Below are 13,599 nucleotides of genomic sequence, written 5' to 3'. Positions count from 1 at the left end.
GCGCAGGCGCCCGGCCGCCGCGCGGCCAGGTGCCCCTGACGACCGTGGCGAACGCCGCGGGCTCCGCGTCGGGATCCGCCGGGCCCTCACCCTCCCCGGGATCCGGCGCGGGACCGCCGTCGTGGGCGGCGAGCCCGACCGTGCCGGAGATCGTCGCCCGCCACCTGCCGTCCCCCCCCGGCACACCCGTGCCGGGGGCCGGCACCCCGGACGCCGGCTGTTCAGGGCAGCGGCTGCTCCGCCCAGATGATCTTGCCCTCGCGGGTGTAACGGGTGCCCCACCGCTCGGCCAGCTGCGCGACCAGGAACAGCCCCCGGCCGCCCTCGTCGGTGCTCGCCGCGTACCGCAGATGCGGCGAGGTCGTGCTGCGGTCGGACACCTCGCAGATCAGCGTGCGTTCACGCAGCAGCCGTACGCCGATCGGACCGCGCCCGTAGCGGATGGCGTTGGTCACCAGCTCGCTCAGGATCAGTTCCGTGGTGAAGGCCTGCTCGTCCAGACCCCAGTCGGCCAGCTGCCGGGTCACCGAGGCCCGCACCTGCGACACGGCCGCCGGATCGGACGGCACCTGCCACTCGGCCACCCGATCCGCGCCCAGCACCCGGGTGCGGGCCACGATCAGTGCCACGTCGTCACTCGGCCGGTTCGGCAGCCGGTCCAGCACCGCGCGGCAGGTGTCCTCCGGGGAGGCTCCCGGCGTGCGGTGCAAGGCGTCGCGCAGCATCTCCAGCCCCTCGTCGATGTCCCGCTCCCGGTCCTCCACCAGCCCGTCCGTGTACAGCACCAGCCGGCTGCCCTCCGGCAGCTCCAGCTCGGCCGTCTCGAACGGCAGCCCGCCCAGGCCCAACGGCGGACCCGCGGGCAGGTCGAGGAACTCCGCACCGCCGTCGGGAAGCACCAGCGCGGGCGGCGGGTGACCGGCCCGGGCCATGGTGCACAGCCGGGACACCGGGTCGTAGACCGCGTAGAGACACGTCGCCCCCGTGACCACGGCGCTGCCCTCCGGCGGCGTCTCGTCCTGGTCGATCCGGCCGACCAACTCGTCCAGTAGACCCAGGAGTTCGTCGGGCGGCAGGTCCAGCGACGCGAAGTTGTGCACGGCCGTCCGCAGCCGGCCCATGGTCGCCGCCGCGTGCAGCCCGTGCCCCACGACATCGCCGACCACGAGCGCCACCCGGGCCCCGGACAGCGGCAGCACGTCGAACCAGTCACCGCCCACCCCGGACTGCGCCGGAAGATAGCGGTAGGCGATGTCCAGGGCGCCCTGCTCGGGCAGCGACCGCGGCAGCAGACTGCGCTGGAGGGTGACCGCCAGGCTGTGCTCGCGCGTGTACCGGCGGGCGTTGTCGATGGACACCGCCGCCCGCGCCACCAGCTCCTCGGCGAGGGTCAGTTCCTCGGAGTCGAACGGCTGCGGCTTCTGCGACCGCCAGAAGTTCGCCACGCCCAGCACCAGACTGCCCGCCCGCAACGGCACCGTGATCAGCGAATGGATGCCGTACTCCAGCACCTGGCCGGTGCGCTCCAGATCCTGCGCCCGCCAGCCCGACGCCCCGCGCAGCCGGGGCGCCACCACCGACTGTCCCGTCGTCAGACTGCGGGCCTGCGGCGAGGTGGCCACGAACCGGATGCGCTCGCCGACCGGGTACAGCGGAGCGTCCTCACCGATCCCGGCGCGGGCCGCGCGCAGCAGCGCGGTGCCGGGCCTCGGCTCGTCCCCGACGAGCACCGCCTCGAACAGGTCCACCGTCGCGAAGTCCGCGAACCGGGGCACCGCCAGCCGGGCCAGCTCCTCGGCGGTGCGGGTCACGTCCAGGCTGGTGCCGATGCCCACCCCGGCGTCGTAGAGCATGTTCAGCCGTTCCCGCGCCACCTCCGCACGACCGGACAGGGCCCGCAGTTCGGTGGAGTCGCGCAGCGTCGTGACGCTGCCGGCCGGGCCGCCGCGCAGATCGGTGGGCCGCTGGTTCATCGCCAGCAGCCGGTCCTTGACCAGATGCACCTCGTCCGTGGCGACCCGCCCCGAGGCCAGCAGGGACGCCGTCTCCTCGTCCAGGCCCAGTTCCAGCACACTGCGCCGCTCGGCGTCCTCGGGCAGGCCCAGCAGGCGGTGCGCCTCGTCGTTGGCGAGCAGCAGCCGCCCGTCGCCGCCGACGATCAGCACACCTTCACGGACCGCGTGCAGCACCGCGTCGTGGTGCTCGTACATCCGGGTCATCTCGTACGGGCCGAGCCCGTGCGTCTGACGCAGCAGGCGCCTGCTGACCAGGGCGGTGCCCGCGGTGGCCAGCGCCATCGCCACCGCGGCCGCGGCGAGCAGGAGCGGCAACTGCCGGTCGGCCGCCCCGCCCACGTGGGCGGTGGTGATCCCGGCCGACACCAGTCCCACCACCTTGCCGCCGGCGTCCTTCACCGGCACCACGACCTGCACGAGCGGGCCGATCGTGCCGTCGACGTGCTCGGTGACCGTGCCTCCGGCCAGGGCGGGGCCGATCGAGCCGACGAACTTCTTGCCGATGCGGTCGGTCTTCGGATGCGTGTAGCGGACGCCGTCGGTGTCCATCACGACGACGAAGTCCACTCCGGTCGCCCGACGGGTGGCCTCGGCCCTCGGCTGCAGCAGCGCCGTCGGGTCCGGGGAGCGCAGCGCGGCCGCCGTACCGGGCGCGTTGGCGAAGGTCTCGGCGACCGCGAGGGAACGGTTTCCGGCCTCGACGTCGCTGTCATGACGCACCTGCAGCACCTGCGCCACCACGGCCGAGACGACCAGCAGCAGCACGATCACCACCTGGAGCACGAACACCTGTCCGGCCACGCTGCGTCCGGTGACCGCCGATCGCAGCATCCCCGCCCGCTCGCCCTTCGCCGCTTCGTCCTCCCGCAGCGGGTCATGTCGTGCGCGTGACTGCCCGGAAGAACGGGGCGGCCGAGTCGGTGGCCGGCCGGGCAGTCGCACCATGTGCCATGTCTACACTGCGCGGCGCCGTCAGGCGAGAGCGTGACCACAGGCGGCACCGGCCGCATCACAACGGCACCGGCCGGTCGCCCGCGGGGAGGTGGGCAGAGCGCGTGACGTCCCGGATCACCGGCTGGTTTCCGTCGCTGGGCGTACGGCCAGGAGCAGGGCGATGTCGTCGGGGCGGTCCGGGGCCTGCCGGGCGGTGGAGGTGAGCCGGTCGGCGACACCGGCCAGCGACCGCCCGCCCCGCCGCCCGGTCCCGGCGCCGGCCCTGGAGAGCGCCAGCCGCAACGCCGTGATGCCTTCGTCGATGTCGGCGCCCGGCCGTTCCACCAGGCCGTCGGTGTACAGGGCGAGGATCGCGTCCGGCTCCAGCAGCAGTTCCGTCACCGGGTACCGGGCCTGCGGATCGACCCCGAGAACCACCCCGCCGGGAATGTCCAGCAGCCGGGTCCGCCCGTCGGGGCAGCGCAGCACGGGCGGCGGATGACCCGCGCGGGCCACCCGGGCACGGCCGGTGACCGGATCCAGCCGCACATAGCAGCAGCTGGCGAACTGGCCCGGATCGAGGTCGATCAGCAGATGGTTCGTACCGCTCAGCACCTCGTCCGGCGGCCGGTCGCCGAGCGCGAACGCGCGGACGGCGCTCCGCAGTTGGCCCATGGTGGCCGCCGCCTGCACCCCGTGCCCCTGTACGTCGCCGATGACCAGCGCGAGCCCGTCCCCGGCGCCGACCACGTCGTACCAGTCGCCGCCCACGTCCATGCCCTGCGAACCCGGCAGATAGCGGCCCGCGGTCTCCACGCGCGGATGCGCCGACAGCCGGCGCGGCAGCAGGGCCTGCTGCAGACCGCGGGCGAGCGCCGCCTCGCTGTCGTAGCGCTGCGCCCGCTCCATGGCGTGCGCGATCAGGCCGGCCAGCGCGGTCAGCACCGTGCTCTCCTCCGTGCTGAAGCCCCGCGGACCCTCGAAGCCGAGGATGCAGGAGCCGACCGGCCGGCCCGAGGCGATCAGCGGCAGGAAGGCGCGGGCGCCCACGTCGGCGTCCAGCGGGATGCCCGGATAGGCGGCCGCCAGCTGCTGCATCGACTCGAAGAACAGCGGCCGCCCGGTGGTGAGGGTCTCCACACCCGGCAGGTGCGCGTCCAGACCGATTCCCTCGAACGGGGCCAGGAAGCCGTGCGGGAAGCCGGTCTCCCAGGCCAGGTACAGGTGGCGGTCCTGGAGCAGGTAGATCGCCAGGCGGCGGCCCCCGAACGCCGGCAGCAGCTCCTGCATGACCACCGCCGACACCTGCCGGGCGGTCACCGCGTCCGTCAGGGCGATGGCCAGCGCGATCGGCCGGTACAGCGGTTTCAGCGAGTGCCCGCCCGGCACCGCGTCCGGCGGTACATGGACCTCGGGCACCGCCCCGATCGGCGTGTCCATACGGCTGGCGGGAACGAGCGTGCAGGTCAGCAGCTCCTCACCGGGGTGCACCGACACGGCGAGCCAGTCGCCCTCCGCGCCCGCCGCACGGTCCCCGCCGGGCAGCGGCAGCTCTCCACGGGCCGCACGGTTCTCGGCGGGCAGCGGCAGCTCTCCACGGGCCGCACGGTCCCCGGCGGGCCGCAGCACATGGAAATGCGCCGGGTCCGCGGAGAGCAGGGCGCCGCGCAGATGGTCGTCGCACGGTGGCCCGGTCAGCCACGGCAGGACCTCATGCAGCTCCCGCCCGAGCAACCCCTGCGCGTCCCGGCCCGCCAGCCAGGCCGCGGCCGGGTTGACGTACACGATCAGCCCCAGCCGGTCGAGGCAGAACACGCCCTGCGGAAGCAGATCGGCCGCGCCGTCGGCGAAGGCGGCGCGGCCGGGCTCCAGGACCAATCCGCCGACGCTCGCGGTACCGGCGGGGTCGGCGGCCGGCCACAGATCCAGCAGCCGCCGGGTGCCGTCCGGCGAGCGCAGGCTGAGTGGCGCGGCCGGCGGTCTGCCTGCGGCCGTGTCGCGCAGCGCGGCCAGGATCCGCTGCGCGTCGGCCGGGGCCACGGCGTCCGCGAGCGCCGCGTCCGTCCCCTCGAACTCGCCGGGGCGGAACCCGAGCAGGGCGTGCAGCCGGTCGTCCGCGCGGACCGAGGAGGTCGCCGGATCCCAGCTGAAGCGCCCCACCGCGGTACCGGTGGGTGGGGGCGCGGGCGGCCGCACGCACAGCGGCTCCTCGTCCCAGACGACCGTGCCCAGGTCGCCGTCGGCCAGCCCGAGCAGGTCAGCGCCGAGCCGTTCTGCCAGCCCGGCGAGCGGTTCCCCGTCCAGCGGCTCGTCCACGGACTCGGCGACCGCCGGCCGCAGCACCGTCAGCACCCCCAGCGGTTCGGCCCCGCCCGGCACCGGCACGTGCACCGACCCGAACGGGAACGGCAGCCCCGCCGCGAACTGCGGGTACCTGCGCACCGTCTCCGTGGCGTTCGGCAGCACGACCTGCACACCCAGCCGGTAGGCGTCGGCGACCGGGAAGGGCCGGCCCACATGGAGCCGCCACCAGGGCTCGAACAGCGGCCCCGGCAGTCCCGTGAGCACCGCAAGACGCAGCAGTCCCGGGACACTGGAGCGCAGGTAGACGCCCGCCACCCGGCCGCCGGCCGCGCCGAGCGCGCCGGCCGAGGCGTCGGCCAGCAGCGTGGCCAGCCGGGCCCGCGTGCGGACCACCTGCTCACCACTGCCGGCCATCGGCCCTACCTCGTCCCGTGCGCCGTCGGGAGGATGACACAGCAAGAATGCGCCAAAAGGAGCACAAGGTGCACCTGGGCGGACGCGCCAGAGCCGCGGGGAGGCGGACGGCGTCCAGGGAACGGCGGCGACGGCCCGGCGACCGGTGGATCGCCCGAGACAGGCCGCCACCGCACGGGCCGGGCCACCGCACGGGCCGGCCACCGCGCGGTCAGCCCCAGTGCCCGCCGGCTCAGGTGGCCGGCCGTCGCGCGGTGGGCGGCAGTGCCCGCCGGCTCTGGTGGTGGGGAGTCGTGCGGTCGGTCGTGGTGGCTGCGGGGTCTGGTGATCGGGCGTCGCGTGCGGTCGGTCGCGGTGGCTGCAGGCTCTGGTGGCCGGCCGTCGCGCGGTGCGCGGCAGTGCCCGCCGGCTCTGGTGGTGGGGCGTCGCGTAGCGGTCGTAGTGGCTGTCGGATCGAGTGCCCGCTCGCTCACGTGGCCGGCCGGTGTACCCGCTCGCTCACCCGGTCGGCGGCGCGGGCCGCCGGCTCACACCAGTGCCTCACCCCGGTGGCGGGGCCGCCCGCCCACTCCTAGTAATGGACTGCGTAACGCCGCGCGCCGCACGCGGGGGCGCCGGTGCGGCCGCACCACTCCCCTGGAGCCGAGATGACCATCAGCTCTTCGTCCTCCCGTCCCGACGACTCCCGCATAGCGCCCGCAGCGGCCGATCCCGGCGTCCCCAGCCTGTCCGCGCACCTCCCGATGCGTTCCGCACCCCGTCTGGAGCACTTGCCCGACCTCCCCGTCCAGGACGAGACGACGTACGGCGATCCGCTGGACGATCTGGTCCGCGCCGCCGTCGCCGACCGCCCCGTGGAGGACGTCGTCCGGCTCATCACGCTGCTGGAACGCTCGCCCGAACACGCGCGGACCACCGCGGACGCGCTGCGCGCTGCCGCGGTCGGCCGGTCCGTGGAGGACGTCACTCACCTGGTCACCCTGCTCACCGAGCTGCCCCAGGGCTTCGACAGCGCGGACGAGGCGATCCGCACCGCCGCCGAGCACCGGCCCCTGGACGACGTCACCCGGCTGATGCGACTGCTGCACCGCACGCCGGTGGGACCCCGCTGTGGGCAGGCGGCCGTACAGGCCGCGGCCGTCGGCCGCCCCGTCGAGGAACTCGCCGAGCTGATCGGCCTGCTGGCCGCGGACCGGTCCGTCCACCAGGACCCGCCCTCCGAGCCGGCGCCCTCCGAGCCGGCCGACAGGCTGCCGGAGTCGCTCGCCCGCCGGCCCAGGCCCGCCGGGGGTACGTCGGCCACCGCGTCACCGGCCGGCCCCACCGCGTCACCGGCCGCCCCCGCCGCGTCGGCGGTCGCGATCTCCGCGTCGGCGGTCGGGGCCGTGCCCGGCTTGACGGACCGGACGTGGCACGACCGGACGCGGAACGCCCGGCCGGCGAGCGAGCGGGTGGCGGGGGACGAGGCGGAGAACGACCGGCCGGTGGACGACCGGGCGGAGAACGAGCGCCGGGGGGAGAACCAGCCGGGGCCGGGCCGGCCGGCGACGGGCCGGCCGGTGACGGGCCGGTCGGCGAAGGACCGGCACGCGGAGGACGGGCCGGTGCGCAACGATCGCCGGCGCGGCCGGAGCCACGCCGTCTCCCTGTGGAGCGCCCGCACCGCCTCGGTGCTGGTGCTGCTGTGCGGGATCGCCCACTTCCCGCGCTACTGGACCGGCCTGTCCCAGGATGTCCTCGGGGCCACGGTCGTCGAGGCGGGGCTGTGCATGCTGCTGGCTCTCGCCCTCCCCGCCCGCGCCGCGCAGGCCCGCCTCGTCGCCGCCACGGCCGCCGTCGGGGTCACGGCGGTGCTCGCCGCGGGACGGATGCTCGGCCGGTTCAGCCCGCCCGGACTGGCCCGGGTGTGGGACGCGACCGTGGCCCCGCCCTGGCTCGCCGGTACGGCGGCGACGGTGGCCGCCCTCACGGCTCTGGCGGCACTGACGGCCACCCTCGTCACGGGCAACTCCGCTGCCCAGGGCGGACATTGATTCAGGCCGCCCGTGTCCGGCCGGTCCGTGCCGGCGAAGCCGGGCTCGGTCGCCTTCTGGCGCGGCACCCGGCCGGCGTTCAGGGTTCGGTCGGCCCGGGCGGCAACGGGCGGGCGCCACGCAGGCTGCGCAGCGCGAGGAACAGCACGCCGATGTCGTCCAGGTATACGGGGTCGGGCAGCAGGTCGGTGGGCAGCAGCAGGTAGGCGACCGCGCCCCAGAACACCCAGCGCGGGCCCGTCGGCAGCCCGGCCCGGCGCAGGGTGCGCCGGGCGCGTACCAGCCTGACCAGCAGGGCGACGGCCACGCCGAGGAGCACCGCCGCGACGACGACGGCGATCACCAACAGGGTCGTGGTGGAATCCATCCGGCCTCCTTCTCCGGCACGAGGGGTACGACGGTACGGGCGGCCGCGCTACGACGACCGGTCCGAGCCACCCACACCCTCTGCCCCCTTCAGGCCCTCCGCATGGCCGCCGCCCTCCACGGAGTCCGTGCCCTCCGTGCCCTCCGCCCCCTCCATGCCGTCCGTGCGGTCGGCGCGGTCCGTGCCGTCGGGGGACGGCGCCGCGGGCCGCTGGGCCTTGGTGGTGAACTTCAGCCGTTCGAACGTCCGTGTCAACTGCTGCAGTGCGCCGGGTCCCCGGGACGCGGGCCGCTGTTGCTGCTGGGGCAGGGCGGGCGCGGGGACGTCGCGGTAGGCGGACAGGGCCTCCAGAGCCTGTTCGGCGGCCTGTTTGTACAGGTCCCGGGAGTTCGTCATCGCCTCGAGCGCCTCGGCGTACATGGCGACCAGCCGCCGTTCGTGCTCCAGTTCCTCCCGCAGGGTCATCAGGGTCCAGTTGTCCCGCAGGTCCGTCAGCGCCTCCTCGGCTGCCAGCGGCAGAGGCCGGGGCAGGGCGACGAAGTGCCGCAGGGCGGTGAGGAGTTCGGCCGGCTCGGAACCGTCCAGGAAGACGTTGCGCACGGTGTGCGGACCGCCGTCGTAGTCCTTCGGTGCCGGGTCCGGAGGGAGCAGTCCGGCGCCGCCGCGCGGCACCTCGGCACCGAGAACCTTCAGCGCCCAGTTCACGGCCCGGAACTGGTGAGGGGCGGCCCGGTGCTCCACCACGCGGTGCCGCAGACCGGGCGGCAGCAGCCGCGCCAGCGGCAGCCGGCCCCGCTCGTCCGGGGTCATCGCCTCGTGCACGACGATGTTGACGCACCAGGACTCGCGCGCCGCGTCCCGCAGCCGGCGCCGCATCTCCTTGTCGTCCGAGGGCAGCGCGTTGACCTGCCGCAGATGCACACCCGCGACGGTGGCGTGGTGGTCCCAGGAGCCGTCGTCCTGCTCGCTCGACCCGTCCTCGGGCCAGAACAGGGTCGCCGGCGAGGGCCACGCCTCGTCCCACGCGCGCTCCGCCTCGGCGACGAGCCGCCATTCGTGCCCCTGCGGCCGGGCGGCAAGGGGCACGAGGGTCAGCCGGGCCCGCACGGTCACCGCCCCGTCCGGCCGCCAGCGCGCCTCGAACACGCGGTGGGCGGTGTCCTCGGGTGCGGGAGGTTCGGCGAAGTCGTCGATGTCGCCGCTGTCCTTGCGCCGGCGCAGCGTGCGCCGGACGACGTCCTCGGGAGCGGGACCGGTGTGACGGCCGCGGGCCGCCCAGAGGGTTGGCGGGATGACGGCGCGGTCCGTGGCGGAGTTCGACATGAGCCAATCTGCTGATGGGGGCAGGTGCGCCTATCAGTATCACCGCTCGGCGGCCGGGCATGTCCGCCGGGGGCCGGAGACCGGCGCGTGGCGTCGGACGCACGCCCCGCGCACGAGACGGGCGCACCGCGCACTCCGGGCGCGCGCGTCCTGTGCGCAGGCGTGCGCTGCATACCCGGGAAACACACCACACCCGAAAAAAGGCACCGCAGACAGGGGAGGCGCACCGCACCCGGGAAGCGAACCGCAGACAGGGGAGGCGGGAGCCGCATCGCAGCTGGGGGAGGCGACCGCACACAGGAAGCGCACCGCGGACAGGGGAGGCGCACCGCACCCGGGAACCGCATCGCAGCGGGGGGAGGCGCACCGCACGCGGGAAGCGCACCGCGGACATGGGCGGCGCACCGCACCCCCGGGGAGTGTTCCGCGCGCCCGGGGTGTGCGCGGAACGCGTCGGAGGGGCCCCGTTCACCCGTGGCCGAGTCCTCCGGCGCCGCCCACAATGGTCCGGCGAGCGGGGCCCGTCCACCCATCCGCCCAGGGGCGGACCCCGTTCTCGCGACGGTCGGGCGCCTGCCCGGCTCTCCCGGCCGTATCGGCCGGCTCGCGTGTCCGAGGCCGCGTGCACAGCGGCCGGCCGGTGTGGCCGGCGCCTGGGCGCCGGCCCCCTGGAGCCCTCGGATCCGGGACCGGTGTCCGTCCGCGGAACCGCCGGCCGTGGTTCTTACGCCCCGCTCTCCCGCAGCATGTCCTCGCGCTCGACGAGCTTCACCCGCTGGCGGCCCTGCGGCTCGCCCAGGGCGCGCTCGGCGGCGTCCAGCTTGTACCAGCCCTCCCACGTGGTGAAGCGGACGTTGCGCTCCGCGAGGAAGGCGTCCACGGCCTCCGGCGCGGGCGAAGCGGGCGTGTGCAGACGGCCGTTGGCGTGGTCGTCCAGGAGGTTGGCCACGGTTTCGTTGGCGTCACCCTTGGTGTGGCCGATCAGGCCGACGGGGCCGCGCCGGATCCAGCCGGTGACGTACGTCGACTGCAGGTGGGCGCCGCCCTCCTCGATCACCCGGCCGCCCTCGTCCGGGACGGTGCCGGAGTCGATGTCCCAGGGGAGCTTGGGCAGCTTCTCCGAGAGGTAGCCCACCGCGCGGTAGACGGCGGTGAGGTCCCAGTCCTTGAACTCGCCGGTGCCCTTGACGTTGCCGGTGCCGTCGAGGGCGGTGCGCTCGGTGCGCAGGCCGACGACCCGTCCGTCCTCGCCGAGGATCTCCGTGGGGGCCTCGAAGAAGTGCAGGAACAGCTTGTGCGGGCGGTCCCCGACGTCCCGGATCGCCCAGTTCTCCAGGGTCTTGGCGACCATGTCGGCCTGCTTGTTGCCGCGCCGGGTCTCGATCGAGCCCGCGTCGTAGTCGATGTCCTCGGGGTCGACGATGACCTCGATGTTCGGGGAGTGGTCCAGCTCGCGCAGCTCCATCGGGCTGAACTTGGCCTGCGCCGGGCCGCGGCGGCCGAAGACGTGGATCTCGACGGCCTTGTTGGCCTTCAGCCCGTCGTACACGTTCGCCGGGATCTCGGTGGGCAGCAGTTCGTCGGCGGTCTTGGCGAGGATGCGGGCCACGTCGAGCGCCACGTTGCCGACGCCGAGCACGGCGACCTTCTCGGCCTCCAGCGGCCACGTGCGCGGCACGTCCGGGTGGCCGTCGTACCAGGAGACGAAGTCGGCGGCGCCGTAGGAGCCGTCGAGGTCGATGCCCGGCACGGACAGTTCGCGGTCGGCCATCGCGCCCGTGGAGAAGATCACCGCGTCGTAGAAGGCGCGCAGGTCGTCCAGGCTGATGTCGGCCGGGTAGTCGACGTTGCCGAAGAGGCGTATCTGCGGCTTGTCCAGCACCTGGTGCAGGGCGGTGATGATGCCCTTGATGCGCGGGTGGTCGGGCGCGACGCCGTACCGGATCAGGCCGAACGGGGCGGGCATCCGCTCGAAGAGGTCGATGGACACACCTGGGTCGGCGGCCACCTCGGACTTGAGCAGGGCGTCGGCGGCGTAGATCCCGGCGGGGCCGGCTCCGACGATGGCTACCCGCAGGGGGCGCGGCATGATCAGGTTCCCTTCGAGCGAGGATGGCGACTCGACTGGGAAGCCTAAACTAAGGCAGACCTAAGTTGGTACGCGGGTCCGGTCTATGACCTCATAAGGTGATCTTATGCCTTGCCCAGGGGTTGCTTATGCCCGGCCCCGCGGTGGGCCGGGACCCGAGCGGGGGGACCCGGCTCACCGCGACCTCAGGCGGGCCTGGTGATCCGGTGGATCGCCGCTTCACCGGCGCCGTAGATCGACTCCTCGGTGATGGTCGAGCCGGGCCCCGGGGCGTGGACCATCATGCCGTCGCCGACATGCAGCCCCACGTGCCGGTCGTCGTCGAAGAAGAGGACGAGATCGCCGGGCTCGAGGCCGGCGAGGGTGACCGGGGTGCCGGCGAGCGCCTGCCGGTGCGCGGCGCGCGGCAGCGTGACGCCGGCCGCCTTCCACGCGGCCTGAGTGAGGCTGGAGCAGTCGTAGGAGTCCGGCCCGGTCGCGCCCCACACGCACGGCTTGCCGAGCTGCGCCCGCGCGAACGCGATCGCCTTGGCGGCCCGCAGGGCGCGCGGCGACTCGGGGACCGGAGCGGGCAGGGGGCTCGCCGCGGCGCCCAGGTGGGCGTAGGAGCCGGTGTCGGTGTACCCGGAGAGGGAGCCGGTGTCGGCGCCCCAGTCGGGGAGTGCCGCGGTGTCGATGACCGGCGCGGCGAAGGCTCCGGTGTCGGTGAGCGGGGAGAGGGGGCCGGTGTCGGCGGTGTTCCAGTTGGGGAAGGCTCCGGTGCCGGGTGCGGTGAAGGCTCCGGTGTCGGTGAGCGGGAAGAGGGGGCCGGTGTCGGCGGTGTTCCAGTTGGGGAAGGCTCCGGTGCCGGGTGCGGTGAAGGCTCCGGTGTCGGTGAGTGCGGAGAGGGAGCCGGTGTCGGTGGTGCCCGGGTAGGAGAAGGATCCGATGCCGGTGGTGGGCGCCGGGCCGGCCGGGTAGGTGGGGGAGCCGCCGGTGGTGGCGACGTCCGTGACGGGCTGGGCCGTCGTCACGGCAGGCTCGCCGGGTGCCGTCCACCGAGGCTGCTGCCACTGCTCCGGTATCCGGGCCGCCTCCTGGACCCTGGCGGGCCCGGCCACCACCGGCTGTGCCCCGGTGTCCCAGGCGTTCGCCGCGGGGGCGGCCTGAACGCCGCTGCCGGACACGGCGCCTCGGCCGGTGTACCCGGCCAGCAGCGCCCGCGCTTCGGCGAGCTTGCGCCGGCTCCCGGACTTGGACAGAGCGGCACGGGAGCGAGATGCGGCCGCACCGGGTGCCGCGCCGGAGCCGGGATGCGGTCCGAGCGGCTGGGGCTGGGCCGACGTCCCGCGTGCGGTGCGCGGCGCGGCGACCGGCGCCGGGCGTCCGGTCTCCAGGGCCGCGAAGGGCCGGTTCGCCACCAGGCCCGACGTGCCGGCGGTCGGCTCGGCGGCCGCGGGGCCGGCACCCGGCGCCAGTGCGGCCATCGCAGGGCCGGTGCCGGGCTCCAGTGCGGCCACTGCCGGGCCGGCACCCGGCTCCAGCGCGGCCGTCGCACGGTCGGCCCCCCGCTCCAACTCGGGCAGCCGGCCGGCCGGCCCGGGGTCGAGGGCCGGCCGCTCACCGCTCGGAAGGCCGGTGCCGGGCCGCCCGCCTCCCCATGGTTCAAGGGCACTGCCCGGCGGAAAACCGTCCGGCGCGGGGCCCCGGGAACGAGCCGGCGCTTCGGGCAGCCGGTCGGCGGGCAGCGCGGCCGGGACGGTGGGGCCGAGTTTGGCGCGTGCCGCGTCGAACCACTGCCGGGCCACCTCGTCGAGCTCGGGATCCGGGCGCCGGCCCCGCCGCTTGGCCAGCGGGACCCCCCGTGCACGCGAGTTGGCCGCCAGCGCCCGGGTGGCGTTGAAGGTCCCGGTCGCGGTCTCGGCCTGGTGGTAAAGGGAATCGATCCGCTGCCGTACCTCGTCGCGGCTCTCCGGCGCCATGGAAGACGTGCTCCTTCCTCGCCCCACGGGGCAGTTGGGCCGTTTCGTCCGGCCGGGTCGACCACCCGGGTACCGGATCACACGGCGACCGGCCGGGGCTGAGCCGGCGGCCTCGCGTCAACCTAGCCAACGTGTGTGCCTCGTGTGAAGGTTGAGGTGT

Annotated in this window: 7 protein-coding genes; 1 reads left to right on the top strand and 6 read right to left on the bottom strand. The window is 75.0% G+C overall.

Annotated features, from left to right (window positions below):
- Nucleotides 1–221: 221 nt before the first annotated feature.
- Nucleotides 222–2,846, bottom strand: a complete 2,625-nt coding sequence (locus ACGFT2_RS08620) for a SpoIIE family protein phosphatase (protein WP_393274853.1) — start codon at nucleotides 2,844–2,846, stop codon at nucleotides 222–224.
- Between the two features lie 237 nt (nucleotides 2,847–3,083).
- A complete protein-coding gene (locus ACGFT2_RS08615; RefSeq protein WP_393274851.1) occupies nucleotides 3,084–5,666 on the bottom strand; it encodes a SpoIIE family protein phosphatase in 2,583 nt (860 codons plus the stop codon).
- A gap of 647 nt (nucleotides 5,667–6,313) precedes the next feature.
- Here ACGFT2_RS08615 and ACGFT2_RS08610 point away from each other — a divergent pair.
- On the top strand, nucleotides 6,314–7,699 hold the full coding sequence (locus ACGFT2_RS08610) for a hypothetical protein (RefSeq protein ID WP_393274849.1): 1,386 nt from the start codon (nucleotides 6,314–6,316) through the stop codon (nucleotides 7,697–7,699).
- Between the two features lie 79 nt (nucleotides 7,700–7,778).
- Here the strand turns inward: ACGFT2_RS08610 and ACGFT2_RS08605 are convergent, their stop codons facing one another.
- The 4 genes from ACGFT2_RS08605 to ACGFT2_RS08590 all read right to left on the bottom strand — a co-directional run bounded on the left by ACGFT2_RS08605 (nucleotide 7,779) and on the right by ACGFT2_RS08590 (nucleotide 13,439).
- On the bottom strand, nucleotides 7,779–8,066 hold the full coding sequence (locus tag ACGFT2_RS08605) for a DUF1232 domain-containing protein (protein ID WP_393274848.1): 288 nt from the start codon (nucleotides 8,064–8,066) through the stop codon (nucleotides 7,779–7,781).
- 48 nt (nucleotides 8,067–8,114) lie between these two features.
- Nucleotides 8,115–9,389: a hypothetical protein gene (locus tag ACGFT2_RS08600; RefSeq protein ID WP_393274847.1), complete on the bottom strand. Its 1,275-nt coding sequence runs from the start codon at nucleotides 9,387–9,389 to the stop codon at nucleotides 8,115–8,117.
- Between the two features lie 724 nt (nucleotides 9,390–10,113).
- Nucleotides 10,114–11,478 (bottom strand): FAD-dependent oxidoreductase, encoded by a 1,365-nt coding sequence (locus ACGFT2_RS08595; RefSeq protein ID WP_393274846.1) that lies wholly within the window; start codon nucleotides 11,476–11,478, stop codon nucleotides 10,114–10,116.
- A 185-nt stretch (nucleotides 11,479–11,663) separates the two neighbouring features.
- Entirely contained in the window at nucleotides 11,664–13,439 is a 1,776-nt protein-coding gene (locus ACGFT2_RS08590) for an NlpC/P60 family protein (RefSeq protein WP_393274844.1), read from the bottom strand.
- Between the last annotated feature and the right edge of the window lie 160 nt (nucleotides 13,440–13,599).

It is taken from the genome of Streptomyces sp. NPDC048514 (assembly GCF_043199955.1).
Taxonomy (GTDB): domain Bacteria; phylum Actinomycetota; class Actinomycetes; order Streptomycetales; family Streptomycetaceae; genus Streptomyces.
Note: the sequence above shows the minus strand (reverse complement) of the source record. Positions and strands in the feature narration are given on the sequence as shown.